25 protein-coding genes and 1 riboswitch are annotated in these 25,168 nt (G+C 60.2%); of the genes, 15 read left to right on the top strand and 10 right to left on the bottom strand.

From position 1 onward, the window contains the following. Positions 1 to 44: 44 nt before the first annotated feature. Both ACXADQ_RS05065 and ACXADQ_RS05060 read left to right on the top strand, forming a co-directional pair. Positions 45 to 1,370, top strand: a complete 1,326-nt coding sequence (locus tag ACXADQ_RS05065) for a lytic murein transglycosylase (protein WP_475316178.1) — start codon at positions 45 to 47, stop codon at positions 1,368 to 1,370. Between the two features lie 35 nt (positions 1,371 to 1,405). Beyond that, a riboswitch (FMN riboswitch) is annotated at positions 1,406 to 1,551 on the top strand. 80 nt (positions 1,552 to 1,631) lie between these two features. Further along, the gene (locus ACXADQ_RS05060; RefSeq protein ID WP_475316174.1) at positions 1,632 to 2,066 is read left to right on the top strand and encodes a 6,7-dimethyl-8-ribityllumazine synthase; all 435 of its coding nucleotides are present in this window, start codon (positions 1,632 to 1,634) and stop codon (positions 2,064 to 2,066) included. Positions 2,067 to 2,107: 41 nt separating this feature from the next. Here the strand turns inward: ACXADQ_RS05060 and ACXADQ_RS05055 are convergent, their stop codons facing one another. From ACXADQ_RS05055 to ACXADQ_RS05030, 6 genes are all read right to left on the bottom strand, one after another. Then, positions 2,108 to 2,422 (bottom strand): YciI family protein, encoded by a 315-nt coding sequence (locus ACXADQ_RS05055; protein WP_475316170.1) that lies wholly within the window; start codon positions 2,420 to 2,422, stop codon positions 2,108 to 2,110. 25 nt (positions 2,423 to 2,447) lie between these two features. Further along, positions 2,448 to 2,876: an SRPBCC family protein gene (locus ACXADQ_RS05050; protein ID WP_475316167.1), complete on the bottom strand. Its 429-nt coding sequence runs from the start codon at positions 2,874 to 2,876 to the stop codon at positions 2,448 to 2,450. After that, positions 2,869 to 3,201 carry an ArsR/SmtB family transcription factor gene (locus ACXADQ_RS05045; RefSeq protein WP_475316165.1) on the bottom strand — a complete coding sequence of 111 codons (333 nt, stop codon included), beginning with the start codon at positions 3,199 to 3,201 and terminating at the stop codon, positions 2,869 to 2,871. Before ACXADQ_RS05045 ends, ACXADQ_RS05050 begins: the two co-directional genes overlap by 8 nt. A gap of 38 nt (positions 3,202 to 3,239) precedes the next feature. Beyond that, positions 3,240 to 3,737 carry a RidA family protein gene (locus tag ACXADQ_RS05040; protein ID WP_475316163.1) on the bottom strand — a complete coding sequence of 166 codons (498 nt, stop codon included), beginning with the start codon at positions 3,735 to 3,737 and terminating at the stop codon, positions 3,240 to 3,242. Between the two features lie 55 nt (positions 3,738 to 3,792). Continuing rightward, entirely contained in the window at positions 3,793 to 4,668 is an 876-nt protein-coding gene (serB, locus tag ACXADQ_RS05035; RefSeq protein WP_475316160.1) for a phosphoserine phosphatase SerB, read from the bottom strand. A 98-nt stretch (positions 4,669 to 4,766) separates the two neighbouring features. Further along, positions 4,767 to 5,360, bottom strand: a complete 594-nt coding sequence (locus ACXADQ_RS05030; RefSeq protein WP_475316157.1) for a TetR/AcrR family transcriptional regulator — start codon at positions 5,358 to 5,360, stop codon at positions 4,767 to 4,769. Positions 5,361 to 5,443: 83 nt separating this feature from the next. Here ACXADQ_RS05030 and ACXADQ_RS05025 point away from each other — a divergent pair, with 83 nt between their 5' ends. From ACXADQ_RS05025 to ACXADQ_RS05015, 3 genes are all read left to right on the top strand, one after another. Beyond that, positions 5,444 to 5,917 (top strand): (2Fe-2S)-binding protein, encoded by a 474-nt coding sequence (locus ACXADQ_RS05025; protein WP_475316154.1) that lies wholly within the window; start codon positions 5,444 to 5,446, stop codon positions 5,915 to 5,917. Next, positions 5,914 to 8,040: a molybdopterin cofactor-binding domain-containing protein gene (locus ACXADQ_RS05020; protein ID WP_475316151.1), complete on the top strand. Its 2,127-nt coding sequence runs from the start codon at positions 5,914 to 5,916 to the stop codon at positions 8,038 to 8,040. Before ACXADQ_RS05025 ends, ACXADQ_RS05020 begins: the two co-directional genes overlap by 4 nt. A gap of 63 nt (positions 8,041 to 8,103) precedes the next feature. Continuing rightward, positions 8,104 to 8,232, top strand: a complete 129-nt coding sequence (locus ACXADQ_RS05015) for a hypothetical protein (RefSeq protein ID WP_475316149.1) — start codon at positions 8,104 to 8,106, stop codon at positions 8,230 to 8,232. Between the two features lie 87 nt (positions 8,233 to 8,319). Here the strand turns inward: ACXADQ_RS05015 and ACXADQ_RS05010 are convergent, their stop codons facing one another. Beyond that, positions 8,320 to 11,472, bottom strand: coding sequence for a calcium-binding protein (locus ACXADQ_RS05010; RefSeq protein ID WP_475316146.1), 3,153 nt, complete (start codon positions 11,470 to 11,472; stop codon positions 8,320 to 8,322). Between the two features lie 5 nt (positions 11,473 to 11,477). Here ACXADQ_RS05010 and ACXADQ_RS05005 point away from each other — a divergent pair, with 5 nt between their 5' ends. The 10 genes from ACXADQ_RS05005 to ACXADQ_RS04960 all read left to right on the top strand — a co-directional run bounded on the left by ACXADQ_RS05005 (position 11,478) and on the right by ACXADQ_RS04960 (position 22,737). Further along, positions 11,478 to 12,170 (top strand): hypothetical protein, encoded by a 693-nt coding sequence (locus ACXADQ_RS05005; protein ID WP_475316145.1) that lies wholly within the window; start codon positions 11,478 to 11,480, stop codon positions 12,168 to 12,170. A 247-nt stretch (positions 12,171 to 12,417) separates the two neighbouring features. Next, the gene (locus ACXADQ_RS05000; RefSeq protein ID WP_475316143.1) at positions 12,418 to 13,506 is read left to right on the top strand and encodes a CobW family GTP-binding protein; all 1,089 of its coding nucleotides are present in this window, start codon (positions 12,418 to 12,420) and stop codon (positions 13,504 to 13,506) included. Further along, positions 13,503 to 14,702, top strand: a complete 1,200-nt coding sequence (locus tag ACXADQ_RS04995) for a GTP-binding protein (RefSeq protein WP_475316142.1) — start codon at positions 13,503 to 13,505, stop codon at positions 14,700 to 14,702. Before ACXADQ_RS05000 ends, ACXADQ_RS04995 begins: the two co-directional genes overlap by 4 nt. After that, positions 14,699 to 15,328, top strand: coding sequence for a DUF1826 domain-containing protein (locus ACXADQ_RS04990; protein ID WP_475316139.1), 630 nt, complete (start codon positions 14,699 to 14,701; stop codon positions 15,326 to 15,328). The genes ACXADQ_RS04995 and ACXADQ_RS04990 overlap by 4 nt, the downstream gene beginning before the upstream one ends. A gap of 173 nt (positions 15,329 to 15,501) precedes the next feature. Then, the gene (locus ACXADQ_RS04985) at positions 15,502 to 16,674 is read left to right on the top strand and encodes an iron-containing alcohol dehydrogenase (RefSeq protein WP_475316136.1); all 1,173 of its coding nucleotides are present in this window, start codon (positions 15,502 to 15,504) and stop codon (positions 16,672 to 16,674) included. A gap of 82 nt (positions 16,675 to 16,756) precedes the next feature. Then, positions 16,757 to 17,788: an N-acetylneuraminate synthase family protein gene (locus tag ACXADQ_RS04980; RefSeq protein ID WP_475316133.1), complete on the top strand. Its 1,032-nt coding sequence runs from the start codon at positions 16,757 to 16,759 to the stop codon at positions 17,786 to 17,788. After that, positions 17,785 to 18,870 (top strand): rhamnan synthesis F family protein, encoded by a 1,086-nt coding sequence (locus ACXADQ_RS04975; protein ID WP_475316130.1) that lies wholly within the window; start codon positions 17,785 to 17,787, stop codon positions 18,868 to 18,870. Before ACXADQ_RS04980 ends, ACXADQ_RS04975 begins: the two co-directional genes overlap by 4 nt. Before the next feature lie 120 nt (positions 18,871 to 18,990). Then, positions 18,991 to 20,112 carry a UDP-N-acetylglucosamine 2-epimerase gene (gene neuC / locus ACXADQ_RS04970; RefSeq protein ID WP_475316128.1) on the top strand — a complete coding sequence of 374 codons (1,122 nt, stop codon included), beginning with the start codon at positions 18,991 to 18,993 and terminating at the stop codon, positions 20,110 to 20,112. Further along, positions 20,105 to 21,385: a 3-deoxy-D-manno-octulosonic acid transferase gene (locus ACXADQ_RS04965; protein ID WP_475316127.1), complete on the top strand. Its 1,281-nt coding sequence runs from the start codon at positions 20,105 to 20,107 to the stop codon at positions 21,383 to 21,385. The genes neuC and ACXADQ_RS04965 overlap by 8 nt, the downstream gene beginning before the upstream one ends. Beyond that, on the top strand, positions 21,382 to 22,737 hold the full coding sequence (locus ACXADQ_RS04960; protein WP_475316125.1) for a 3-deoxy-D-manno-octulosonic acid transferase: 1,356 nt from the start codon (positions 21,382 to 21,384) through the stop codon (positions 22,735 to 22,737). Before ACXADQ_RS04965 ends, ACXADQ_RS04960 begins: the two co-directional genes overlap by 4 nt. Here ACXADQ_RS04960 and ACXADQ_RS04955 read toward each other — a convergent pair. The 3 genes from ACXADQ_RS04955 to ACXADQ_RS04945 are packed head-to-tail and all read right to left on the bottom strand — an operon-like array spanning position 22,724 to position 25,168. Next, positions 22,724 to 23,515 (bottom strand): SDR family NAD(P)-dependent oxidoreductase, encoded by a 792-nt coding sequence (locus tag ACXADQ_RS04955; RefSeq protein ID WP_475316123.1) that lies wholly within the window; start codon positions 23,513 to 23,515, stop codon positions 22,724 to 22,726. The two genes, ACXADQ_RS04960 and ACXADQ_RS04955, sit on opposite strands and share 14 nt — an antisense overlap. Next, complete coding sequence (locus tag ACXADQ_RS04950) at positions 23,508 to 24,212, bottom strand: acylneuraminate cytidylyltransferase family protein (protein WP_475316120.1); 705 nt, start codon at positions 24,210 to 24,212, stop codon at positions 23,508 to 23,510. Before ACXADQ_RS04950 ends, ACXADQ_RS04955 begins: the two co-directional genes overlap by 8 nt. Then, entirely contained in the window at positions 24,209 to 25,168 is a 960-nt protein-coding gene (locus tag ACXADQ_RS04945; RefSeq protein WP_475316119.1) for a Gfo/Idh/MocA family protein, read from the bottom strand. Before ACXADQ_RS04945 ends, ACXADQ_RS04950 begins: the two co-directional genes overlap by 4 nt.

The following is a 25,168-nucleotide window of genomic DNA, read 5'->3' as shown; positions in this document are numbered from 1 at the left end:
CGCTAGAATTTAGCCCAAGGTCAATAAAACAAAGAGGCCGGGCAATGACATTCAAGGCAATCATGGCGGGCGTGGTTCTGCTGTCGCTGGGGGGGCAATCCGCCCTGGCCAATCCTGTGCGCAAATCCCTGCGACCCGTGATGCGGCCGGGCGTGGCGATTCAGGTGGATGTGGACGTGCCGGCAACCTCTTTGCGCCCGCAAGCGCGGCCAGACAGCGTGGCCAAAGAGCCTCGGATTTCGACCGCCAATCTGGGCTTTCAGCGTTGGATCAAAACCTTTCGCCCACGCGCCCGCAAGGCCGGGATCACGGATCGTACGATGGACCGCGCCTTTCGCGGGGTGAAATACAACACGGATGTGATCCAACGCGACCGCAACCAATCGGAATTCACCAAAACCCTGTGGGAATATCTGGACAGCGCGGCCTCGGATACCCGCGTGTCGAACGGGAAAAAGGCGCTGCGCGAACATGGCCGCGTGCTGCGCCAGATCGAGGCCCAATATGGCGTCGACAAAGAGGTCGTGGCCGCCGTCTGGGGGCTGGAAAGCGCCTATGGAACCTATCGCGGCAAGACCGATATCATCGAGGCGCTGGCCACGCTGGCCTATGACGGGCGGCGCGGGCGCTTCTTCGAGGCACAGCTAATCGCAGCCCTGAAAATCCTGCAATCCGGTGACGTGGCCCCGCGCAACATGACCGGGTCTTGGGCCGGGGCGATGGGGCACACGCAGTTCATCCCCACGTCGTATCTGTCCTTTGCGGTGGATTTCACCGGGGATGGTAAGCGCGATATCTGGAGCGACAATCCAGCGGATGCGCTGGCCTCGACCGCGGCGTATCTGGATCGCCACGGCTGGGTGGACGGCCAGCCTTGGGGGGTCGAGGTCAAGCTGCCCAGCCGGTTCAACTATGCGCTGGCCAATCGCAAGATCAAGAAAATGCCCAGCGAATGGGCGCGTTTGGGTGTCACCGATATGAAAGGCCGGGCGGTGCGCGATTATGGGCAGGCCTCGTTGCTGTTGCCTGCTGGTTCGCAAGGGGCGGCGTTCCTGATCTTCAAGAACTTCTCGGTGATCGAGCGCTATAACACCGCGGATGCTTATGTGATCGGGGTCGGACACCTGTCGGACCGTCTGAAGGGTGGCCCGAAAATTCAGGCGAAATGGCCACGTGGCGACCGGGCGCTGACCTTCAAGGAGCGCAAGGAGCTACAAAAACGCCTGACCGCCAAGGGGTTCAGCACCCAAGGTGTGGACGGCAAGATCGGCCCGCTGACCATTGACGCGGTGCGCGGCTATCAGCGCGCGCAGGGGCTGACGCCTGACGGATATCCGTCGTTGCGTCTGTTGCAGAAACTGCGCCGGTAAAGGCTTGCCTTGGGGCCCGCGCGGCCCTAGTTTTCCCATGTTCTCAGGGCGGGGCGGAATTCCCCACCGGCGGTAAGGGGCACGCGCCTCAAGCCCGCGAGCGCCCCGGTCACGCCGGGGGTCAGCAGATCTGGTGCGACTCCAGAGCCGACGGTCATAGTCCGGATGGAAGAGAACGACGGGAAGGAGCGGTCACGCCGCGCCCTTTTCTTGTCGTTTTGACGCTCTGGGTGACGTGTCGGACAAGGAAAGGAGACCCAGATGACACACACCCGCTATGCCTTTATCAAGGCGAACTGGCATTCAGACATTGTGGATAAGGCGCTGGAGGGATTCTGCGAAATGATCCCCGCCGATCAGGTGGACGTTTACGACGTCCCCGGTGCGTTCGAGATGCCCCTGCTGGCGCGCGATTTGGCGGCCTCGGGGCGGTATGGGGCCGTTGCAGCGGCCGCGCTGGTCGTGGATGGCGGCATCTATCGGCATGATTTCGTGGCTCAGGCCGTGGTGGACGGGTTGATGCGCGCCGGGTTGGACACGGGTGTGCCCGTGCTGTCGGTCAGCCTGACACCGCACCAGTTTCAGGACACGCCGCACCACAACGCGATCTACGCTGCGCATTTCGTGGAGAAGGGTCGCGAGGCCGCGCAGGCCGCACTGACCATCGGGCGCACCCGGGCCGCCTTGGCTGCGTAAACAGATTGCCCCCGTCCGATCATCGGGCGGGGGCATCTGGATCACATCTCCATCGCTTCGGCGACTTCGACGGTGCCACCGCCGCCTTCCAGAATCGGGCAGCCTTGGGCGATCTTCACCGCCGCGTCCATGTCCGCCGCATTCACCAGCGTGTAGCCGGACACGGGGTTTGCGCCGCCGTTATCCTCGACCCCGCCCGCGGTCACGGTTTTCGACGGACCGGCCGGGTTGCCACCATCGACCATATCCTCGCCGATACTGCCCATCCAGGCTTGCCAAGCGGCCATAACACGCTCGCCTTCTTCTTGGGTCTCGGGACGGCCACCGCCGTGATAAATGAACATAAATTTGGGCATTTCCTTACTCCTTCGCGATGAAAATTCAGCCAAGCAGGGCATCCAGCTTGCGCAAGCTGCTGCTCCAGCCTTTGTCGTGGTTGGCGGCGATCTCGTCGTCACCCAATTCGCGGTGATCCAGCACCAGACGCGAGCCGCTTTCCGTACCGCTGATGGTAAAGGTCACGTGGCTTTCGGCGCCGCGATTGTCCTCGGGGTCGTGCCAGGCCCATGTGAACCCGACCGAGCGCGGCGGGTCATAGCTGGTCACCTGGCCGGACACTTTGTATCGCTCTCCTTCGGCGTTCACCATGACCGAGTGCCAGGGCCCCAGTTTCGACAGATCCAGCGCGTGTTCGGGGCAATGCATCCCCTCGGGGCCCCACCATTGCAGCAGGTCAGCCTGTTGGGTCACAGCGGCAAACAGACGGTCCGGAGAGACCGGAAAATCGCGGGTCAATTGCAGGTCAGCCATCTTTGGTTTTGTCCTCTTGGGATAGAAAGTCGTGCAGGCGGTCCAAGCTGGATTCCCAGAATTTCTGGTGCTGGATCGTCCAATCTGAAATCGCGCGCAGGGCTTCGGGGCGCACGGAATACAGCCGCCGCGTGCCATCAACGCGTTGCTTAATCAGCCCGGCCTCTCGCAACACCTTTAGGTGGCGCGACATGGCCGGACCCGAGATATCAGCAATGCCCCCCAGCGCTCCGGCAGGTTGTTCGCCGTTTTGCATCAGCTGTTCAACGACAGCCAGCCGGGTGTCATCTGACAATGCGGAAAAGGTTTGAGTCAGCGTGTTCATGACTTAAATATTAACAGATTCGCTATTTAACGCAAATGTTAATTAATGCGCCCCGTGTCGATCAGCACCTCGCCCTCAATCTCCATTGCGAATCCCAAGGGCAAGCCAGACACCCCGATGACCGAGCGCGCGTGTCGACCGACCTCGGGACCGAATACTTGGATAATCAGATCGCTAAATCCATTCAGAACAAGATGTTGCTCGGAATATCCGGGGGCTGAAGTCACCATGCCAAACACCCGCACCCAGCCGGTGATCCGGGACAGCTCTCCGATTTCGGCCTTGATATTGGCCAGCACGGAAAGCGCCACATCGCGCGCGGCGTCATACCCCTGATCGGTGGTCAGATCGGTGCCGACAACGCCATAAGGCCCGGCGATACTGCCGTCAGGCGCGCTTTTGGGATGGCCGGAAAACACCGCCCTGTCCCCACGCACATTCACGAAAGCAAAGGGCAGTTGCAGCGTCGGCGGCAGTTGCGATGGCGCGGGCAAGGTCAGCCCCAGCGCGGCGATATTTTCTTCGGGTGTAGGCATTCGATCCCCCCAAGTGACCTGTGTCATTGGGATCAGCCTACACCAAAGTCAGCATTCAGGCGGCGAATTCGTCCTTGGCATAGCCCTGAACGTACAAAAGCGCGCTCAGATCTCCGTGATTGATCCGCACGTCACACTCGGCCGCGACCGAGGGTTTGGCGTGCAGCGCGACACCCGTGCCCGCGCGGCCCAGCATCCCCAGATCATTGGCCCCGTCACCCACAGCGATCACGTCGGATTCCGAGATGCCCAGCTTGGCGGTGATCTTTTCCAGCTGATCAACCTTGGCCTGGCGGCCCAGAATGGGGCGCTGAACATCGCCGGACAGCTGGCCACCCTCGACCAGCAGTGTGTTGGCGTGGTTTTCGTCAAAGCCCAATTCGCCCGCGACCTTGGCCGTAAACGCAGTGAACCCACCCGAGACCAGCGCCGCGTAGCCCCCATTCGCGCGCATCGTTGCGACCAGAGCCTTGCCGCCAGGCATGAAGGTGATGCGCTCGGCCAGAACCTTGTCGATGATCGCCTCGGGCAGGCCCTTCAGCAGCCCCACGCGTTCGGTCAGCGCGCCTTCGAAATCCAGCTCGCCATTCATTGCGCGGGCGGTGATGTCTTTGACGCGTTCACCCACACCGGCCTCGTCGGCCAGCTCGTCGATGCATTCCTGCTGGATCATGGTGCTGTCCATATCGGCCAGCAGCATCTTTTTCTTGCGGCCTTCGGCGGGCTGGATCACCAGATCCACGCCCATGCCTTGCAGATCCGCCCAGACGTCCCATTGATTGTCGGGCAGAGTGGACAAAGGAAACTCGGCCGCCTCGCCCATGGCCAGCCATTGCACGTCGCCGCCACCCCAGGCGTTGCGCAGCGAATCCAGCAGCGCGGCGTCCAGAGTTTGGGCCGTAGGAGCAGTCAAAAGAGTGGCGACATACATAGCGAAAGTTCCGATCGTGGTTATTCTGGGTCGCGCTATAGCCGCATTCTGTCTGTTGTGAAAGCACGAGCGCGTGATCTTCGCCGATCGTGGCAATCTCAGGATGTCGTCAAAATCAGGAAACGTTGGACAGCCTGATCGGTTCTGGCCCGGATAAAATCTAGGTCCGGCTCGGGCAGGGCGCCAATGACACGGCGGGCCTGAAGATCCCCCACAAGCAGAGCAATGAAGGTTTCTGCTGCGTCCGAGGTATCGTCAAATTGCGCGCCCAGTGGCTCGGACGCCATCAGGTCCGCCAGCAGGGGCATCACCGCGTCCCGACCATGCTGCGCGATTGTCTTGCCCAGATCGCCCGAGCCATCCGCCGCAGCGGCGCGGTTTAGCGCAATGGCCCCGTCAGACAGGATGCCCCGAAGCAGCGCGACCCCAAAGGTCGATAGTTTTTGTTCGAGCGTTTGGGTCTCGTCAATGGATGTCGTTAGGGTCTCAAAACCCGCTGCGGCATTGCGTTTTACCATCTGCGCAAACAAGCCCAGCTTGTCCCCATACCAGCGATACAGCGTTTCATTTGACGCTTTGGCTTTCTTCGCGACCTCCAGCACCGAGGCACCAGCATAGCCGCGCTCGAGCAGCACGGCATAGGCGGCGGCCTCGATCTGCCGTCGGCGATCTGCCCGGCGATCTTCTTTCAAAATTTTCTCCTGTTGTGACTAGACATGAACCGTAATCACCATTACGTCTTTGTGCAAGCGTAAACATAATTACGGATTTTGACATGACCCAATACCTGAAAGTGAACGGCGTGACGCACGTTTTGGACCTGATCCACGAAGACACCCCGCTTGTGTTTGTTTTGCGCGAAGCGCTTGGGCTGACGGGCACGAAATATTCCTGCCTTCAAGGTCTGTGCGGCGCGTGCACGATTCACCTGGACGGCAGCCCCGCTCGGGCGTGCCAACTGACGGTTCAGGATGCGCAGGGGGCCGAGATTACAACGATTGAAGGGCTGTCCGAGGATGGCTCTCACCCGGTGCAACAAGCCTGGGTCGAAGGGCAGGTCGCCCAGTGCGGATGGTGTCAGCCCGGGCAGATCATGCAGGCCGCGGGTTTCTTGAACGAGGTAGATCAGCCAAACGCCCAGGACATTCGCGAGGCGATGGATGCCAATATCTGCCGGTGCGGATCGGGGCCACGCATTCTGGCTGCGGTGGCCCGCGCGGCCGAACTGAAAGCGGAGGCGAACCAATGAGCAAACGTCTGAAACTGTCGCGTCGAGGTTTTCTGGTGTTGGCCGGGGCCTCGGCTGTCGCTGTTGGGGCGGGGTCCACGGCCTATGCTCTGCGGGATGATACGCCTGCCACGGGGCACCTGGTCAATGCGTTTGCGGCCATCACGCCCAGCGGTGATATCGAATTCGTCTGCCCGGGCGAGGACCTGGGGCAGGGGGCTCCGGTCGCGCTTGCGATGATTCTGGCCGAAGAGATCGGCGCGGATCTCAGCCGTGTCCGTATTCTGCCCGCCCCTCGCGATGCGGCCCGCTTTGGCAATCCGGATTTCGCCGGACGTATGGTCACGGCCAATTCAAAAACGACTCTGGGGTATTGGCCTTTGTTGCGGCTGGCCGGGGCCGAGATGCGACGCGCGCTGATTGCCACGGCGGCGGGGGCTAAGGGATGGCGCGTTGCCGAATGCCGGGCTGAAAACCACAGCGTCCTGCACATCCCGTCAAACACCCGGCTTTCGTTCAGCGAGGTGATTTCGGCCGGGGATCTCAAGGTGCCGGGCGCCGCGCAGGGAGATCTGAAACCCGCCGAAGAGTTCACCCTTTTGGGCAACAGCCCTCAGCGGCCCGATGCCATCAATATCGTCACCGGGCGCAAAGCGTTCGGGACCGACGTTCGTCAATCTGGCACGCTGGTCGCTGTCGTTAAACGCAGCGCGCGGCTTGGGGATGTGGTGGCCACATTTGACGAAGCAGCGGCACGTGCGGTCCCTGGGGTTGCGCATCTTCATCTGCTTGGGGATCAAAGCGCGGTGGCTGTGGTCGCGTCTGACACCTGGTCGGCCATCAAGGGCGCCGAGGCCCTGAAGATCTCGTGGACGTCGACCGATGCCTTCGACAGCACAACCGAGCGGCAAACACTTACCGCGGCGCTGGACGATCCCGCAGCCGATCCCGTGGCGCTGCGTGGCCAGCCTCAGCGTTCGGACTCTGCGCAGGCCTCGCTGTTTTATGCACCGGCCCTGACCCATGTGCTGCCCGAGCCGCTGAACGCAACGGTCGAGGGGCAATCCCTTGGGCTTGGGGCCCGCATCACCAGTGCAACGCAATCTCTGGATCTGGATATGCGCTATGGCGCCAAGACCTGGAAAACCGCGCCCTTCATGATCGAGACGCGCTCGACCCCATCCGGAGGATCTTATGGCCGCCGCGTTCTGAACGATGCTGTGCGCGATGCCGCCGAGATTGCCAAAGCGGTCGGTCAGCCGGTACAAGTGATCCGGACGCAACTGGACGAAATGCAACGTGGACAGGTTCGTCCGGCGGCGGTGCAACGTCTTTCCGGGCGCATAGATGCAGAAGGAAAACTGGCCGAATGGCGACACGAGATCGTTTCGGACGGAACGCTGTCGACCCATCTGCCCTCGTCGTTGAAAGGGGAATTCGGAACCGAGGACAACACCGCCACGGATGGGGTCTATCACCCCTATACCTGCACCGATCAGTCGGTCAGCTGGACGCGGGTTGCCTCGGCACCCTCTCCGGGTTTTTTGCGCGGAGTTTCGGCCAGCTACACCGTTCGTGCCATAGAAACGATGATCGAGCGGCTGGCCCGTCAGGCCGGGCATGATCCCTTGGAATGGCGGATCAAAAACGTCCAGGATGCGCGTCTGCGCGCCGTATTGCGCCGAGTGCGAGAGATTTCGGGATGGGGTGACCCAGATCGTGCGCTTGGACTTGGTGCCATGATTTTTCGCGGGGCCAGAGTTGCGAGCGTTGCCGAGATACACAATACCGAGGTGGCCCATATTTGGATCGCCGTCGACGTGGGGCAGGTCGTCCACCGCAAACAGCTGCTGGCGCAGGTCCAGGGGGGTGCGGTCTGGGGGCTGTCGCAGGCCTTGTACGAGGGCATGACCTATCGCGATGGGGCTGCGGGTATCGAGTCTCTGGCCGACTACCCGATGATTTCCAACGGAAACCTGCCGCCGATCGATATTGATCTTGTGCAAACCCCGGGGTTGCCGCCCGCTGGTGCTGGCGAGGTCGGTGTCCCAAGTGTCATTGCCGCCATTTGCAACGCAGCCGAGGCCGCATCGGGTAGGATGTTCAATGACTTGCCCTTGCTTCTCGAAGAGTTGAGGAAATGACATGCGAGCGCATGAAACGCTCCAGTGCCGATGGTGTCATTGTGCTGTGGCGAGGGCAAATTATTGGAATTGATGAGATCCGGCACCACGCTGCGCTATGACGCGGATGGCGATGGTGCGGGAGCTGCGGTTGATGTGGCCGTGTTCAAGGGGGCCCCGATCTTGACGGCGGGAAGTATCTTCATCACCTGACAGAATGTACCGCCTTCTCGATGGGCTGATGGCTCGGGTGTGCCCGAGCCATCAACCTTGGGGATCATTGAAATCCGCGTTGCCAGATCAGAAGATCTCAATATCATCCGCTGCGACGGTTGCATTCTGATCAAAGGTGGCCAGCAGCTCCTGTGCACCTGCGCCCGAGCCGTCAGCGTCGAACCACAACTGCCCTGATGCCTGATCGAAGATGAACCTGTCGCTTGCATCCAGTGCTGCGGTACCGGCCACGAAATCGGCTGCGTCCAGTACACCCGCCGTCACCCCGCCGCCCAGCACCGAGGCCTTGAACTTCAGCGTGTCGTCGTCGCCATTCACTTCGAAATCGATGATCCGGTCCACGTTGTTTGCGCCGATCGCCCGGTCGAACACGAAGGTGTCATCGCCTGCCTGGCCCTTCAGAACATCATTGCCTTCACGCCCCACAATGGTGTTGGCAAAAGGCGTGCCCACGATCGTATTGTCCAGCCCGTTGCCGATACCGTTCAGATTGGCCGGGGCGCCTGATTGCGTGAAAACGTTCTGCATATAGAGCTTCTCGACATGGGCATCCAGCGCGTAAGACCGGTAGGCGCGCACTGCATCAACACCCTCGCCAGCGGATTCGACGATGTTGTCGCCGGGCGAGCGGATGACATACAGGTCATCCCCCAGACCGCCGATCAGCGTGTCAACGTTCTTGCCGCCGTCCAGAATGTTGTCAGAGTCGTTGCCTTCGATCCGGTTCATCAACCCGTTGCCCGCGCCAACGCGCGCCGTGCCGGTCAACTCAAGATCTTCGATATGTTTGCGCCCCATCCGGAAATCGACCGAGCTGATCACCGTGTCATGCCCAGACCACTTGCGGCTTTCAGCCACCCGGTCGCCGACGCTGTCGACATAGAACCGATCTGACCCATGACCACCAATCATCAGATCGTCGCCCTCGCCACCAGACAGCGTATCATCTCCCGACCAGCCGTTCAGCGTGTCATCTCCGCCGCGCCCTTCCAGCCGGTTGGCTGCTGCACTGCCAAACAGGGTGTCGTCATCCTCGCGGCTGCCACGAACATCTTCGATGTTCATCAGCGTATGCTGGAAGGCATTCCCACGCCAAACCCCCGTGGCCAACCCGGCCAGCAGGTCAACATTGACAGCGGTCACGCCGGACCGATCATAGCGCACCAAGTCCTGACCGCCGAGACCATCAGCATAGTCATTGCCAGCTCGCAGAATGAAACGATCATCAAATGCCGATCCGATCAGCGTGTCATCATAATTTCCCGAACGCAGTTCAATTCGGGTATTCCCGCCAACGCCCGAGATTGTTTCGGTGTTTCCATAACCATCATTGGTTACCGTGCCAGTTCCAAGGTTAACGACTACACCTTGGTTCCCGTACGCGAAGTCAAGCCGCACAATACCGTTGATGCTGGGATCAATCGTAAAGGAATCAGTCCCATCTCCGCCATTAACCCCGATCCATCCATTCGGCGCATTCGTGATATCGAATGAGTCCCCGTAACCTGTTCCAGCAATACCAAGACCTGTCGCTTGCAGCGCTTGGCTTACGGAAAGCAAAGTGGTCATGCCAGACTGGCCTTTGTCAATGCTGCCCGTGCCATTGCCCGTGCTGCCATCAATGACGACATCTATGCCGTTCGGAAGGTCACCATGTTCGAGGTGGGCAAACCCGTTGTGCATGTCCGAGAAATCCACGATGTCAATGCCAGCGCCAGGTTGGATAAAATCCCAGTTGTCGTTGTCACCAGGGTTCAGCGTGTCGTTGCCGTCGCCACCTAGCAAGGAATCTGAACCGTCTCCGCCAAGTAGCCAGTCATTGCCGCCATAGCCAACAATGGAATCATGGCCGCCATAGCCCATAATAAAATCGCGTTCCTGGGTCCCATACAAATCGTTGTGGGAAAAACTGTCGTCGTTGGGGAAGCTTGGGTCAGAGACGACATCCAGATCCACATTGTCGAACTCTTGTCCATCAATGTTAAACACAGCCGTGTCGACATCGGGATCAAATGCGCCGAGGTCCCCAACCACAGAAAGAAGCGGGACCGTAGAACCGTCGCGGCTGATCGCAATATCGGTAATCCCCAGGCTGGTCATTTGATCCAGCGGGAAGCCGCTGTCGTCATATACCAAATTGGCCCATATATTTTGACCGACGACGTACTCGAAAGCATAGAAATCTACGTCGGATACGCTGCTGAGCGATCCCTCAACAAACCCGGACTGCGGGATTGCCTGCGCCTGTTGCCATGTATCGCCCGCATCGCCCTGTTCGGCAAAGGTTGTCGATGGCCAATCCCAGTTTTGCAGGACCAACCGGTAGTTCCCAGAATCGCCATAAAGAGATTCAACCGAAACGTAATATGTTTCGTTGGCAACTAGGCTACTGTCATAGAAGTAGGCATAGCCATTATAGGTTGAGTAATAGCTCGAAGCGCCGCTTGTGACCTCGGTGCCGCTGCTATCGTAGATTCGGATAGTGGCATCATTCAGCTGCCCTGCCTGAATGTCGTACAGCTCAAAATATATCTCGGCCAGATCGCCAAGATCATTAATCAGATCGCCGCCAAGAGTCAGTTCGAGACCGCCGAGTGTCAGGATCAGTTCATCATCAGCTAGTGAAAGATCGAACAGAGTTTGCCCATACTGGGACAGGCTGAGTTCCGACAAGCTATATCCGCTGAGCGTCGCAATCAGTGCGGTTCTCTCGGCGGCGCTTAGTGTGGAGGGATCCATCAATGAGGTCAGCGCATCGGTGATATCAAAGAAGTCCGCAAACGAGTCAGGCAAGGCGCCTACGGCATTGATAGTGGTTGAGCCCGACGTGATGGTCCAGCCCGTCGCATTGAAATCGATAGCCAGTATCTCGGTATTGAAATACTGGGCAGAAAGCCGAGTGAACGCACCCGTCGCGATGCCGTCACGGACGGCCTGTTCCAATTGCGCGTAGGTACTAACCGGCGACAGCCCGCTTCCGGCAAGCGTTAGCGTATAGTTGGCGTTGGTGAGCCGGATCTCGTTGGCGGTCAGAAGACTTGCCGTCCAATTTGCCTCTGGTAGTGCAAATAGCCCATCAAGTGCAACTTCATGTGCCAATGAGAGGTTTCCAAGAGAACTTGTATCAACAACACCGTTAAAAGCTTTCAGTTCAGAAATGCTACCGTTAATAGTATACTGCAACGCAACCCCCAGTAATTTGAGCACACAAAATTTCACCCAATATGTCCCACGTAACCCGCATTATCAACCGTGTAAAATGGGTCGGCATCTTCGTCGCGGGTAATATTGGCCCCGTTCTGGCCGAAGACGGCTTCGGTTTCGTTGTCGGGTATGAAACTGCACCAGCAGCCTTTACCGAAACCGCACTGCGGGACAGTTTTACTGCGTTTTTCGGAACGCCCCCGACACCAGCACAAGTCGACTTGTTCAGGCTGAATCTGGGCGTGTCTCGAGGGGAAATGCCGCCGGGTGGGGTCGGAATGGCCTTTGGTGCGACCTACCGGCAATCCATTGGCAATGCGACTGCGACTTACAAGCTGCAGCTTTCCAAGGGAAGCCGTTCCTTCTCGATGCCGAACGGATTTGGCATCTTCGCGGATCCGGCTAGCGTCAGAATGCGCTACACGACGTTGTCAGCCTCTCAGGATGTGGCCTGGCCTGTCTTGAGCCTGGGGATCAATAGGGAGCTTGGTCTTGAGCTAGGCTGGGGTGTGGATGCGACACGAACCAGTTTGCGAACGCGCTCGGCGCTTTTGGATGTATCTAGCACGAGTGAAAACACCGAGCCTTTTTTTCGCGCTGGTGCCGTGTTCACCTTGAACAAGGCCGATGCACAATCAAAGACTAGGGTCAGAATGACAAGCTACGGCAAGGCACTGACGACAATTACCCTAGCTCAGGAATTCGCGTTCTAAGCTCGAAGTGCTAGTCGGCATCTCCAACGCAATCCAGTACCGCTGTGCCGTGCTTTGGGCGATGGCTTGAAACGCGCGCTGGATTGTTTCAGCTGACCACAACTGGATGAACAGTTGATCACCATCATCTGCAACCAGGAGCAAGCGTATCAATGACTCCTATTCTTTCGAAGTCAGTCGAGTTGGTCGTTGCTTTTGTTACACTATAACATTAAAGTTTGGGTTCTCCCTGTTCGAGGACCAACCAATGATCGATATGCGCGTGCCTGTAACCTTGCTCACCGGCTTTCTTGGGGCAGGTAAGACGACCTTGTTGAACGCGATTCTGGCCGAGTCAGACACAGCGCGCGTCGCGGTAATCGTGAATGAATATGGCGAGGCCGGGCTGGACCACGATTTGATCGAATCCATTGATCAAGAAGAAGTTGTCCTGATGCGTTCGGGCTGTTTGTGTTGCTCGGTACGCGGAGATCTGTCCCAGACCATTTCTGATTTGATTACCCGCCGAGAAAACGAGGAAATCTCGTTTGACCGTATTGTGATCGAGACAACCGGCCTGGCCGAGCCAGGGCCGATTTTGCAAACGTTGCTGGTGGATCGCTTTCTGGCGCGCATGACGCGGATGGACGGCGTCGTGACCGTAGCCGATTGTGTGAATGGGTCCGCGACGCTGGATGCACAATTCGAGGCCGTGTCACAGGCCGCGATGGCCGATCTGATCGTGCTGAGCAAGGCGGATCTGGTGACGGCTGCGGAGCTTGACCGTTTCCAAGAGCGTCTGCGCAGCATCAACCCGACGGCTCAGATTGTGCAGGCGGATCACGGTCAGGGCGTTTCGCAGAAAATCTGGGGGCTCAGCGGATTGCGCCACGAGGCGGCGCCGGTGGATGTTCTGGCCTGGACGACCGGGACCACTGCACAACCCGATCCTCTGGCCGGGCTGTCCGGTATGCCAACCGCAGCAGCGCCGCTGCCAGCGGTATCACCGCATGATGCGCGGATTGAATCCGTATCGATCGAACTGGACGAGCCCCTGGCGGACGAGGCCTTTGACCGCTGGTTGGACACGCTGATCGCGATGCGTGGCCCCGACATCCTGCGCGTCAAAGGGATCGTTTTCCTACAAGGGCTTGAAATGCCCATGGTTTTTCACGGGGTTCAGCATGTTTTTGACCAACCCCGCCCGGTAAAGGACTGGCCCAAAGGAGACACCAGATCGCGGATCGTGGTGATCGCGCGGGATATCTCTCGGCCCGCCCTACAACGCAGTTTCGATATGTTGCGTGCGCGAATTAAGCCCCGTGCAGGCACCAACCAAGAGGACTCCAACCGATGAGCGATACGCGCCTTCCTGTGACTGTTCTGTCTGGTTTTCTCGGAGCGGGCAAGACGACTTTGCTGAACCGTGTGTTGAACAATCGCGATGGCCGCCGCGTCGCGGTGATCGTGAATGATATGTCCGAGGTGAACATTGACGCCGATCTGGTGCGAGAAGGCACCGAGCTGTCCAGATCCGAGGAAAAGCTGGTCGAGATGTCCAATGGCTGCATTTGCTGCACCTTGCGGGACGATTTGCTGAAAGAGGTACGCCACCTGTCGCAGGAAGGTCGGTTTGACTATCTGCTGATCGAATCCACGGGGATCTCGGAACCTCTGCCTGTTGCGGCCACGTTTGATTTCCGTGATGAAATGGGGGAAAGCCTGTCCGATGTGGCCCGCCTGGACACGATGGTGACGGTGGTGGATGCCGTGAACCTGACGGCGGATTTCTCGAGCCACGATTTTCTGACGGATCGCGGAGAATCCCTAGGCGAAGAGGATGATCGCAGCCTGGTCAGCCTGCTGACCGAGCAGATCGAGTTCGCCGATGTGGTGATCCTGAACAAGGTCGCTGATGCGGGGCCATTGCGGACAGACACAGCGCGCAAGATCATCCGCGCCCTGAACGGCGATGCAAAGATCATCGAAACCAACCAGTCTGACGTGCCTGCGGACGCCATTCTGGACACAGGCCTGTTTGATTTTGACACCGCGCACGAGCACCCGATGTGGGCCAAAGAACTGTATGGGTTCGCCAATCACACCCCCGAGGACGAGGAATACGGGATCACCTCGTTTGCCTATCACGCCCGCGCGCCATTCGATCCGCTAAAGCTGTTTGATGTTCTGAACGGAGATCTGCCCGGCGTGATCCGCGCTAAGGGGCATTTCTGGGTGGCCACGCGCCCGGATTGGGCGGTCGAATTCAGCCTTGCCGGGGCCTTATCCTCGGTGACGCCCCTGGGGCGTTGGTGGGCCTCGATCCCCGAGGAACGCCTGCCGACCCATCCTCAGGCGCAGGCCGAGATTGCCCGCAACTGGGTAGAACCCTGGGGCGATCGACGCCAGGAAATCGTCTTTATCGGGGTCGGGCTGGACCAGGATTCCATTCAGGCCAGGCTGAATGACGCCTTGCTGGATGTCGCGGAGTTCACTCCGGACCGGTGGGCCGATTTGCCAGACCCCCTGCCTCAGTGGAGAGCGCGCCAATGATCGAAGCCCTGCTAAGCGACATCATGCCGGGGGTTCACGAGGTCGAGACACCTGAGGCGTTGAGCGCCTTGCATCAACCGGGGTGCGCAGCTGCGATTTGGCAGCGCCATCCGTTGACGGGATTTCAGGCCTGGCTGAATGCGCTCAGCCCGGATCAACTGCCCCGCGCCCGCGTGATCTTGCGTCCGCAAGACGTGCGCGCGGCCGTTACGCAGATTTGCCAGACCAACGGCACCCCTGAGGGCCCCGAAAGGGCACGTCTGATCGATGATATCGCTGCGCTGGCGGATATTTTCTCTGGCTTGACCCGCGCGCGGTTCCTGCGGCTGCGTTTGGATGTCGTGACCACGAATGCCTGCCGAAAGTTTCATGTGGATGCGATCACCGCGCGTCTGGTCTGCACCTATCGCGGGACGGGCACTCAATATGGGCACCGTGAAGGGACGGCCGATCCGACCCGTATTCATACGCTGACGACAGGGGCGCCGATCCTGATGCGCGGCACGCTTTGGCCCGAACAGCCTGCCTCGGGATTTGTGCATCGCTCGCCCCCGATCGAGGGCACGGGCGAAACCCGTCTGGTTTTGGTGTTGGACCCCATCGACGATCCTGACGACGCCATCTAAACGCAGCCTGGTTTTGCCCCTGTGACGGTTGGTAATTGTCGCCCGATTGCGCGTAGGTGTTGATTTATTCTCTGGACTGCACGCACTCTGAAGCCGTGGTGGCAAGGGTCAGAGGAGTCGCTTGCGGCCACGCTGGTTAGGGAACCGTCAGCCCTGCGGGAGGGGAGTAAGTCATGAGCGATTTCATTTTTAACACCACGGCCTCGGTGCGCCAGATCCAGGGCGGTGCCGCGCAGATCGGCCAGTTGGTCAACGAGCTGCCCGGAGTCGAGCCCGGCGCGTCCGTCCTGTTTGTGACCGATCCGGGGATCATGGGGTTGGGTTTGGCCGATGGGGCGCTGGCTTCGCTCAAGGCCCAGGGCTTTGCCGTGACGCTGTTTGATGGAATCGAGCCCGACCCCAAGGCCAGCACTGTCGAAAAAGCGACCCAAATCGCCAAAGAGGCCGGTGTGGGCTGTGTCATCGGGTTCGGTGGGGGCTCGTCGATGGATGTGGCCAAGGTGGTGGCCTTGTGCCTTGGCTCGGATCAGGAATTGGAGCAAATGTATGGCGTGGCGCAGGCCCGGGGGGTGCGCAAACCGCTGATTTTGGTTCCGACCACTGCCGGGACCGGATCCGAGGTCACACCGATTTCGATTCTGACCACAGGCACGGCGGAAAAAAAGGGGATCAGCTCGGCTTTGATCTTGCCGGATATTGCGCTTCTGGATTGTGAATTGACGCTGGGCCTGCCGCCTGCCGTGACTGCCGCAACCGGCGTGGATGCAATGGTGCACGCGATCGAGGCCTATACCTCGAAATCGGCGAACAACAATCCGCTTAGCCGCATGTTGGCGGTGCAGGCGCTGCAACTGCTGTCGACCAATATCCGCGAGGCGGTGTTCAACGGCACAAATCGACAGGCACGGGCGAATATGCTGTTGGGATCAATGCTGGCCGGGCAGGCCTTTGCCAATTCACCCGTCGCGGCGGTGCATGCGTTGGCCTACCCGGTTGGATCGTTGTTCAAGGTCCCGCATGGTTTGTCGAACGCCTTGGTTCTGGCCCAGGTAATGCGGTTCAACGCCCCCGTGGCGGGCGCGCAATATGCCCAGCTTGCGCCGCATATCTTCTCCGATATCGATATGGCGCGCGACAGTCAGGCGATCTGTGCAGAACTGATCGACAGGCTGGCTGTATTGAACACGGATCTGGGGCTAGAGCCCGGCCTGCGCGGCGTGGGAATCACGGCCCAGGATATCCCGAAACTGGCCAGTGACGCGATGAACCAGACCCGGCTGTTGGTGAACAACCCGCGTGATCTGAACGAACAGGACGCGCGCGCGATCTACGAGGCGGCCCTATAGGATCGAGCGCACCGAAGAGTGTTCCTGCTGGAGCCACCCCGGCCCCTGTGCTATCGGAAGGCATCGAAGCAGGAGTCGTGGCATGAAAATCGCGCATCGTCATATTGGACCGGATCACCCGCCATTGGTCATCGCCGAAATCGGCATCAACCATGGGGGCTCGTTGGAAACCGCTAAGGAAATGGTCCGTCTGGCCGCAGCCTCGGGCTGTGAAATGATCAAGCACCAAACTCATATCGTCGAAGACGAAATGACTGATGAGGCCAAGCAGATTTTCCCGCCCAACGCGGATGTTTCGATCTGGGACGTGATGAAGCAATGTGCCTTGTCGCTGGAGGATGAGGCCGAGCTGAAGCGCTATTCCGAGGAACTGGGCCTGATCTGGATTTCCACGCCCTTCAGCCGTGCTGCCGCTGATTTCCTGGAAACGCTGGACGTGCCCGCCTACAAGATCGGTTCGGGCGAGGCAGACAATCTGCCCCTGATCCGCCACATCGCGCGCAAGGGCAAACCGGTGATCCTGTCCACCGGGATGCAGACCATCGAAACCATGCGTGCCAGTGTGCAGATATTGGAAGACGCAGGCGTGGACTATGCGCTGCTGGAATGCACAAACCTGTACCCATCGCCGGCCGAGATTGTCTCGCTGAGGGGTGTCACCGAGCTGAAACAGGCCTTTCCCAATGCGGTTGTGGGCTTCTCGGATCACTCGATCGGGCCGGAAATGGCGCTGGCCTCGGTCGCGCTGGGCGCTTGCATTCTGGAACGTCACTATACCGACACGCGCTATCGCAAGGGGCCGGATATTTCCTGTTCGATGGACCCGTCCGAGCTGCGCCACCTGATCGACCGCGCGCGCGAAATCTGGATTGCCGCCAACAACGATAAAAAACGCACCGGCCCCGAGGAAGACGTATACCGGTTCGCCCGTGCCTCGGTTGTTGCGGATGCCGATCTGCCCGCCGGTCACGTCATTACCGAGGCCGACATCTGGGCCCGCCGCCCCGGTTCCGGCGCGATCCCTGGCTATGATTTCGACAGGGTCGTGGGTAAAACCCTGAAGGTCGCCGTGACGCGAAACCAACAGCTGACTTGGGATGATCTGTCCGAATGATCCCTGCATGGAAGCTTCGCCGGGAATGGGCGCGTTTCAAGCAGCAGCTGGCGGCCATCCCCGAGCATTTCACGGAACCTGCCGCACGTCGCCGCCACGACCAGGCCTTCGCTGCAGGGTTTCCCCGTCATGACGGAGCGATCCAGGAACAGGGCAAGGTGGCCATTTTCCTGGTGTTTCAACCCGACGGGATCAGCTACAGCACCTTGCTGACCTGTGATCAATTGCGGAACGCTGGCTACACGCCCTTCGTCGTGTCCAATGCCCCTCTGTCAGATGACGATAAGGCGCGGCTGCATCCCCATGTTTGGCGGATTCTGGAGCGGCCGAATTTCGGCTATGATATGGGGGGGTATCGCGACGGAATCCGGCAGCTGATCGAGTGGGAGATTTCGCCCGAACGGCTGCTGATCGTTAACGACAGCATCTGGTTCCCGACCTTGGAACAGGACGGTCTGATCGCTGCGCTGGAGGCAGTAGATGCCGACCTGAGCGGCACAATCCTGCGCGAACGCGGGCAAGAGCGTTTCCTGGAAAGCTACCTGTTCCACATCCCCCGGCACCTTTTCGAATCCGCCGAGTTTAGGACGTTCTGGGACGAATTCCAGATCACCTCGAACAAGTACAAGGTTATCCGGCGGGGCGAGCGTGGTTTCAGCGCGGCTATGCGAGCGGCGGGCAAGACCGTACGCGGCCTGTTCCCGGTGCCGGATTTCTTAGAAAAACTGGCCGCTCAGGACACGGAATTCCTTCGCAAGACCATCGCGTATACCGCCCACAACTACGAAGAATATGAGGCCGCGCGTCAGGCTCTGCTGGCCAACCCGGATGCCGAAGATTGGCGGCAACAGGCGTTGGATCACGTGGCACAATCCCTGCCCCGCGAAAACATTTACAGCGCCTTTCCCTTTGCGATGGTGCATCTGAATCGTTATCCGATTCTGAAGAAATCCAACGACCGGGTCGCGATCCTGTGGCGTCGGGCCTACCTGTCCGCAGTGCGCAACGGTGACATCCCGCAGCCTCCGGCGCCAATCTGGGCAGAATTGCAAGCCAAATGCAGCGTGGATCAGTCGACCTAGGGTCGCGGCGCCCTGCAGGGACGATTGTGCAGCCCCAAACGTTGTGAGATAAAGCAGGGGTTTAACACGGGCGGCCCAACTTGACCAAGTCGTGATCCGCCACCCCGATAAGAGGCCTGAATGACCCGTAAACTTCTGTTTGTTACAGGCACCCGCGCCGATTTCGGGAAAATTGAACCGCTGGCCATTGCTGCGCGGGATGCGGGCTATGATATCGCGTTTTTCGTGACCGGCATGCATATGATGCAGCGCTATGGCCTGACCAAGGTCGAGGTGCACCGGGTCGAAGGCGCCACCGTTCATGAATTCCAGAACCAGCGCGCGGGTGATCCGCAGGACATGGTGCTGGCCAAGACGGTGATGGGATTTTCCGACTATCTGACCGAGGCGCAGCCCGATCTGGTCGTGGTCCATGGGGACCGGGTCGAGGCGCTGGCGGCCGCGCTGGTTTGCGCCACCAACTATGTGCGCTGCGCCCATGTCGAAGGCGGCGAGGTCAGCGGTACGATTGACGAGATTTTCCGCCACTGCAACACCAAGCTGGCCTATTGCCATCTGGTCAGCTCGGATCAGGCGGCGCGGCGCGTGATGGCGCTGGGCGAACCGGCCGAGGCGATCCACGCAATAGGCTCGCCCGAGCTGGATTTCCATGGCCGATCCTCGGGTGTGACCATCGACGAGGTGCGCGCGCATTACGATATCCCCTATGACGACTATGGCGTTTGCACCTTCCATCCCGTGACCTCCGAGGCCACAACGATGGGCCAGCAGGCCGCGGATTTGTTCGGCGCGATGGAGGCCTCGGGGCGTAATTTCGTGGTCATCCTGCCCAACAACGATCCCGGTGCGACAGACATCCTGAAGGTGATCGAGGCCCTGCCCAAGGAACGGTTCCGCTTGATTCCCTCGATGCGGTTCGCGCATTTTTCCGAGCTGATGAAACATGCCTCGGCGATTGTTGGCAATTCCTCGGCCGGGGTGCGCGAGGCGCCGTTCCTGGGCATCCCGTCGCTGGATATCGGCACCCGTCAGGCCCGGCGCAGCGATGCGACATCCGTGACCTCGGCGCAGGCGGCGGACGGCGACTCGATCCTTGGGTTTTTGTCTGACGAATGGGGCAAGCGGCACGAGGCCCATACAGGTTTCGGCGCGGGCAACACCGCCGGGCGATTTGTCGAACTGTTGAACGACCCGTCTTTCTGGAATCGTTCGCTGCAAAAAGAATTCCAGGACATTGGCTGACCCCAAAGAGCATAGCACGCGCGGCTTTGGCCTGTATCTGTTGCTGACCGGGCTTTTATGTCCCTTCGTCCCGGCGTTGCTGCGTCATCGCCTGAAAAAGGGCAAAGAGCTGCCCGATCGCTGGCAGGAAAAACTGGGCAAAGCGACCGTGGCGCGCCCGCAAGGTCCCCTGATCTGGATGCATGCGGTGGGGTTGGGCGAGGCTTTGGCCCTGCGCGCGTTGATCGTCGCCCTGAAATCTGCGCGGCCCGATCTGAATATTCTGGTCACCAGCTCTACGCGCAGTTCGGCCGAGGCATTGGCCAAGAACGGGTTGTCCGGGGCGCTGCATCAGTTCCTGCCTCTGGATTGCCCACGCGCCCGTCGTCGGTTTCTGGGCCATTGGGCGCCCGATCTGGCCGTTTGGTCGGAACAGGATATCTGGCCGGGGCTGGTTCATGCGGTCTCGAGGCGGGGCATTCCTCAGATCTGGATCAACGCGCGGATGAATGCCGACGCCCACGCACGGCGTCGCAAAATGCCACGACTGTATCGGGCGACCTATGCCCGGTTCGCTCGGATCTCGGCGCAAGACCCACAAACCGCTGACTTCATTTCAGAATTTGGGGCCAAGCCCGAGGTCGGCGGATCGCTGAAGCCCGCGGCCTCGCCGTTGGTCGACAAACCGCAAGAGCGCGCCACGCTGCAAGAGACCCTAGCAGATCGGCCCGTGTGGTTGGCAGCGTCCTCGCATCCCGAGGACGAGCAAATTGCGCTGGATGCGTACCGGAATCTCGATGCGCCGGGCCTTTTGATCATCGCACCGCGCTATCCCCATCGCGGGCCCGAGATCGAAACCACGGTCGCAGCCATGGGGCTGGATATCCGACGCCGATCCAACGGCGAGCACCCCGATGGCTTGACCGAAGTCTACATCGCCGACACCACCGGAGAGATGGGCCTGTGGTATCGATTGGCGCATATCGCGCTGATCGGGGGCAGTTTTAGCGACATTCAGGGGCACAATCCCTGGGAGGCCGCCGCGCTGGATTGCGCTGTACTGCACGGCCCGAAAACGGCGAACTTCCGCGCGGATTATGAACGACTGGACGCTGCTCAGGCGGCCAGATGCGTGGCGTCGCCGACCGAGCTTGTGGCCGCACTCGAAGACGAAAAGGTGCAGAAACAAACGGCGCGCGCCAGCGCTCTTGTCCAGGAAGGCCGCGCGCTGATAGAGCAGCTGGCAACTCAAATTCTGTCCGATCTGGACGCTGGCAGCGGAACCGCCAAATGACCTCTTTCCCTAGCTTTCGGATGCGCCTGTTCCTGCTGTTTTGGGGGCTGTTCTGGGTCGTCGCGTTGCCGGTGATCTTGCTCTATATCCGGCTGCGCGCGCGCAAGGATGCGACCTATGGCGTGGACCTGCGCCAACGGTTCGGACTGCATCCCCAGCGGCTGCGCGATACGGTTTGGATACACACGGTCTCGATCGGGGAATTCCGGTCGGCCGTGCCGCTGATCCGCGCGTTTCTGGACCAGGGCGAGACACTGGTGATCACCCATTTCACCCCGGCCGGTCGGCGCGATATTCACAAGGTTTTGGGCCCTGAAATCGCCCAAGGTCGGATCGTGCCGGTTTGGGTGCCCTTCGAATATGACCTGTCATTTCGGTTGTTTTTCAGGGCGTTCCGTCCCCGTTTTGGGCTGGTGATGGAGGTCGAATTCTGGCCCCGTATGATCGCCAGTGCGCGCAAACACGGGGTGCCGCTGTTCCTGTGCAACGGGCAGTATCCGTCAAAAAGCTATGATCGGGATAAGGATCGGCTGCGCGGCCAGCTGGTGCGCGGGTTTGCCGGGGTGATGATCAAGAACGACGTGCAGGCGGATCGGTTCCGCGCCCTTGGCGTGCCGGACGAAGCGATCCGTATGACCGGAGAGATGCGCTTTGATCAGCCGATTGCACCGGCGTTGCTGACCGCCGCTGACGCGCTGCGTGACCAGTGGCCCGGCAGCCGCCCTGCCTTCACCATTGCCAGCGCGGTCGAGGGCGAGGATGACCTGTATCTGGACGCCATCGCACGGATGCGGGACCAAGCTTCGCGGGACGGTCAGCCGATGCCTCGGGTCGTCTATGTGCCGCGCGCGCCGGAACGGTTTGACGAGGTCGTGCAGATGATCGAGGCGCGCGGTTGGACGGTTGCGCGCCGGTCCGATGTGCTGAACGCGGATCTGATCGGGCAGGTGCCCGAGGACGCGGATCTTCTGCTGGGCGACAGTCTGGGCGAGATGTATTTTTACCTGGCGCTGACCGATCGCGCCGTGGTGGGTGGGGGCTTTACCCCCAAGGGCGCGCATAATGTGATCGAGCCGCTGGCGCTGCTAAAACCCGTATTCGTCGGGCCGGAAATCTGGACGATCGAATACCCCGCGCTGGATGCGATCAGCGCCGGAGTACTGACCCAATGCGCAGACGCGGATGACTTGGCACAGGCTTTGGCGCCGTCAGCGCCCGCGCCTACGGATGCGCAAATGACCGCGTTTTTTGAAACCCATTCAGGCGGGGTGGCCCGCACGTTGCAGGCCCTTCCGGGCCTGCTGGACTATGCGCGGGCGCAGGGGATTACGCAGGGGATTACCAGGCGCTAAACCCGCCATCTACGTTAACCAGCTGTCCGGTCATATAGCCCGATTGCGCGCTGGCCAGGAACAACATCACATCCGCGATCTCGTCCGGTTGAGCCATGCGGCCGGCCATGATCAGCTCGCCCACACGGCGCTGGAACTCGTCGGAATGGCCGTTGAACACTGCGCCCGGCGCGATGGTGTTCACGGTGGCCTTGCGATCCGCCCAATAGCCCGCCAGCCAGACGGTCAGGCCGTGGATGCCTGCCTTGGACACGCCATAGGCCGAGAAATTCTTGAACGGCATCCCGTCATAGATCGGGTGATGCGCGCCGTTCAGCGCATACATGGACGCCACGTTGATCAGCGAGCAGGGGTATTTGCCCACTATATCGCGATCCATCTGGCGCGCGATCATGAAGGCTCCGGTCAGGTTGGTGCGCATGGTGCGTTCAAAATCCGCGACCGAGGTGTCGGCGAAATCAGGAAACGGTTTGCCCGCGCCCATCAGCATTTCGCCGGTGATGGCGGCGTTGTTCAGCACCACGTTGGGCTCCCATCCGTCTGCCAGAACGCGTTTAAAGATCTCTTCGATCTGTTCTTCGCTGCCCACGTCCAGATCATAAAAGCGGAAGTTTTCATTGCCCGTATGGGTTTCCTTCAGCGCGTCCGCCCGATGGCCGGGCAGGTCGGTCGAGATCACCCGCGCGCCTTCGTCAAGCATCCGGCGGACGTAGGTTGACCCCAGAACCCCGCCCGAGCCGGTGATGAAAATGGTGCGGTCTTTCAACTGGTCAGTCATGGTGGATCTCTCTGTCTTTCATCAGGAATTCAACGATGCGGAAATCAAGCGGCGTGTCGATATCGGCGCAGCGCTCGGGCGGCATCACGTAGGGGATCACGCGACCCTCGTACAGGGCGTCGGCGCGGCGCAGATACTCGGGCGCCACCACGTAGGTCGAGGCCGCATGTTCATAAACTTTGGGCGCCTGCTGTCGGGCAACAACCCCGCCGGGCAGGGGTTTTGAGACCTGCAAAGCGCCCGTCTCGTCCGGTTCAACAAGGTTAAAGTACGGGTTTTTGTGCGCGTCACAGCAGGACATCACCATGTCGGGCTGCTGCTCGAAATACAGGTCCAGCGCGTTGTCGATATCCACCATCAGCCGCAGCGGCGAGGTGCAATCAAGGTCCAGAAACGCGGTCACAGGCTCGCCCAGAAGCTCCTGCGAGACCTCCAGCGCGTGCTGCCAGACCTGCCATTTCCCGGCAGTGTCACTGGCCAGATGCGCGGGGCGCAGGCCCATTTTCAGCGCGCCCTTGGCGATGGCGTGCTCATAGATTTCCTCGTCATCCGTGGACACAACCACGGCATCCACGCGCGGATGCGTCAGCAGCTGGTCCAGCGACCAGTCGATCAGGGGTTTGCCGCAAATCTCGCGGAAGTTTTTGCGCGGAACGCCCTTGCTGCCCTTGCGGGCGCCGATATGGCCCAGGATCATGTCATGTCCTTTTCGATGGTGCCGCAGAACTGGCGGTCGGCCCAGGCGTTCGCGATCATCTCGCAGCTGGGGCGCGCCAGGTCCAGGCGGGGAATGTTGGGGTTGTCCGAGGGCGGTTCGCGCCCATCGATCAGCGCCATGAAATCGCCCATGGCGCCCAGGAACATGGCGTTGCGGTCAAATTCGACCTGGGTGATTTCTGGCTCGGCGTCAGGCAGGCGACGTGTGATGGTGCCAGTCAGCAGGTCGCATTCGGTGATGGCACCTTGGCCACGCAGACGGATCACGCGGGAAAACACCGGCGCCAGGTAATCCATCGCGACCGAGCCTGTCTGCCCCGGGCCGACCAGAGCGATCTGAGTGGCCATGTCCACGCCGGGAAAATCCGCGTGGCCCAAGCTTTCGACCGTTTTCAGCGCAGTCTCAGGGAACAGGGTATGGGCCAGGTCCAGCTCGTGGCACAGGTCCAGCAAAACGCCGCCCCCGTCGGGCAGGGCGGCATAGCTGTCGCCGAAAGACCAGTTCGCGCGCCATTGGGTCACGTCATGGCCGATCTCGAAATCGAAACGGAACACCTCATCGCGGGCCACGATATCCTGCAACAGGCGCAGCAGCGGGTGATAGCGCATCATGAACCCCGCAATCGAGCGATCTGCAACAGGCGCGGCGGCAGCATAGAAATCGGCCAGCCCTTGCCGCGTGTAGGCCACGGGTTTTTCTACATAGACCGGCAGGCCATTTGCAGCACAAGCCAGCATCAGCGGTTGGCGCAATTGTGTGGCGGTGGCGATCACGGCCCCCTCAGCATCGGTCGCGGCAATCCGAGACAGAACGCCCTCCAGTCCCAGTTCACGCAGCGACAGGCGTTCGGCAATGCCGCCCAGCTCTTCGATATTCCCGGCGTGGCGGGTTCCAATCGAGCCCGTGCCGATCACCAGAATCCGTTGCTTGGTCAT

The sequence above is a fragment of the Thalassovita sp. ABM4_323 genome, from assembly GCF_056158665.1.
The sequence above is the reverse complement of the archived record's forward strand: the minus strand, read 5'-3'. Positions and strand labels throughout refer to the sequence as shown.

Coding starts and splice junctions, on each gene's coding strand:
- ACXADQ_RS05065 (WP_475316178.1), top strand. CDS start 45: ATGACATTCAAGGCAATCATGGCGGGCGTGGTTCTGCTGTCGCTGGGG.
- ACXADQ_RS05060 (WP_475316174.1), top strand. CDS start 1,632: ATGACACACACCCGCTATGCCTTTATCAAGGCGAACTGGCATTCAGAC.
- ACXADQ_RS05055 (WP_475316170.1), bottom strand. CDS start 2,422: ATGCCCAAATTTATGTTCATTTATCACGGCGGTGGCCGTCCCGAGACC.
- ACXADQ_RS05050 (WP_475316167.1), bottom strand. CDS start 2,876: ATGGCTGACCTGCAATTGACCCGCGATTTTCCGGTCTCTCCGGACCGT.
- ACXADQ_RS05045 (WP_475316165.1), bottom strand. CDS start 3,201: ATGAACACGCTGACTCAAACCTTTTCCGCATTGTCAGATGACACCCGG.
- ACXADQ_RS05040 (WP_475316163.1), bottom strand. CDS start 3,737: ATGCCTACACCCGAAGAAAATATCGCCGCGCTGGGGCTGACCTTGCCC.
- serB (WP_475316160.1), bottom strand. CDS start 4,668: ATGTATGTCGCCACTCTTTTGACTGCTCCTACGGCCCAAACTCTGGAC.
- ACXADQ_RS05025 (WP_475316154.1), top strand. CDS start 5,444: ATGACCCAATACCTGAAAGTGAACGGCGTGACGCACGTTTTGGACCTG.
- ACXADQ_RS05020 (WP_475316151.1), top strand. CDS start 5,914: ATGAGCAAACGTCTGAAACTGTCGCGTCGAGGTTTTCTGGTGTTGGCC.
- ACXADQ_RS05005 (WP_475316145.1), top strand. CDS start 11,478: ATGTCCCACGTAACCCGCATTATCAACCGTGTAAAATGGGTCGGCATC.
- ACXADQ_RS05000 (WP_475316143.1), top strand. CDS start 12,418: ATGATCGATATGCGCGTGCCTGTAACCTTGCTCACCGGCTTTCTTGGG.
- ACXADQ_RS04995 (WP_475316142.1), top strand. CDS start 13,503: ATGAGCGATACGCGCCTTCCTGTGACTGTTCTGTCTGGTTTTCTCGGA.
- ACXADQ_RS04990 (WP_475316139.1), top strand. CDS start 14,699: ATGATCGAAGCCCTGCTAAGCGACATCATGCCGGGGGTTCACGAGGTC.
- ACXADQ_RS04985 (WP_475316136.1), top strand. CDS start 15,502: ATGAGCGATTTCATTTTTAACACCACGGCCTCGGTGCGCCAGATCCAG.
- ACXADQ_RS04980 (WP_475316133.1), top strand. CDS start 16,757: ATGAAAATCGCGCATCGTCATATTGGACCGGATCACCCGCCATTGGTC.
- ACXADQ_RS04975 (WP_475316130.1), top strand. CDS start 17,785: ATGATCCCTGCATGGAAGCTTCGCCGGGAATGGGCGCGTTTCAAGCAG.
- neuC (WP_475316128.1), top strand. CDS start 18,991: ATGACCCGTAAACTTCTGTTTGTTACAGGCACCCGCGCCGATTTCGGG.
- ACXADQ_RS04960 (WP_475316125.1), top strand. CDS start 21,382: ATGACCTCTTTCCCTAGCTTTCGGATGCGCCTGTTCCTGCTGTTTTGG.
- ACXADQ_RS04955 (WP_475316123.1), bottom strand. CDS start 23,515: ATGACTGACCAGTTGAAAGACCGCACCATTTTCATCACCGGCTCGGGC.
- ACXADQ_RS04950 (WP_475316120.1), bottom strand. CDS start 24,212: ATGATCCTGGGCCATATCGGCGCCCGCAAGGGCAGCAAGGGCGTTCCG.
- ACXADQ_RS04945 (WP_475316119.1), bottom strand. CDS start 25,168: ATGACCAAGCAACGGATTCTGGTGATCGGCACGGGCTCGATTGGAACC.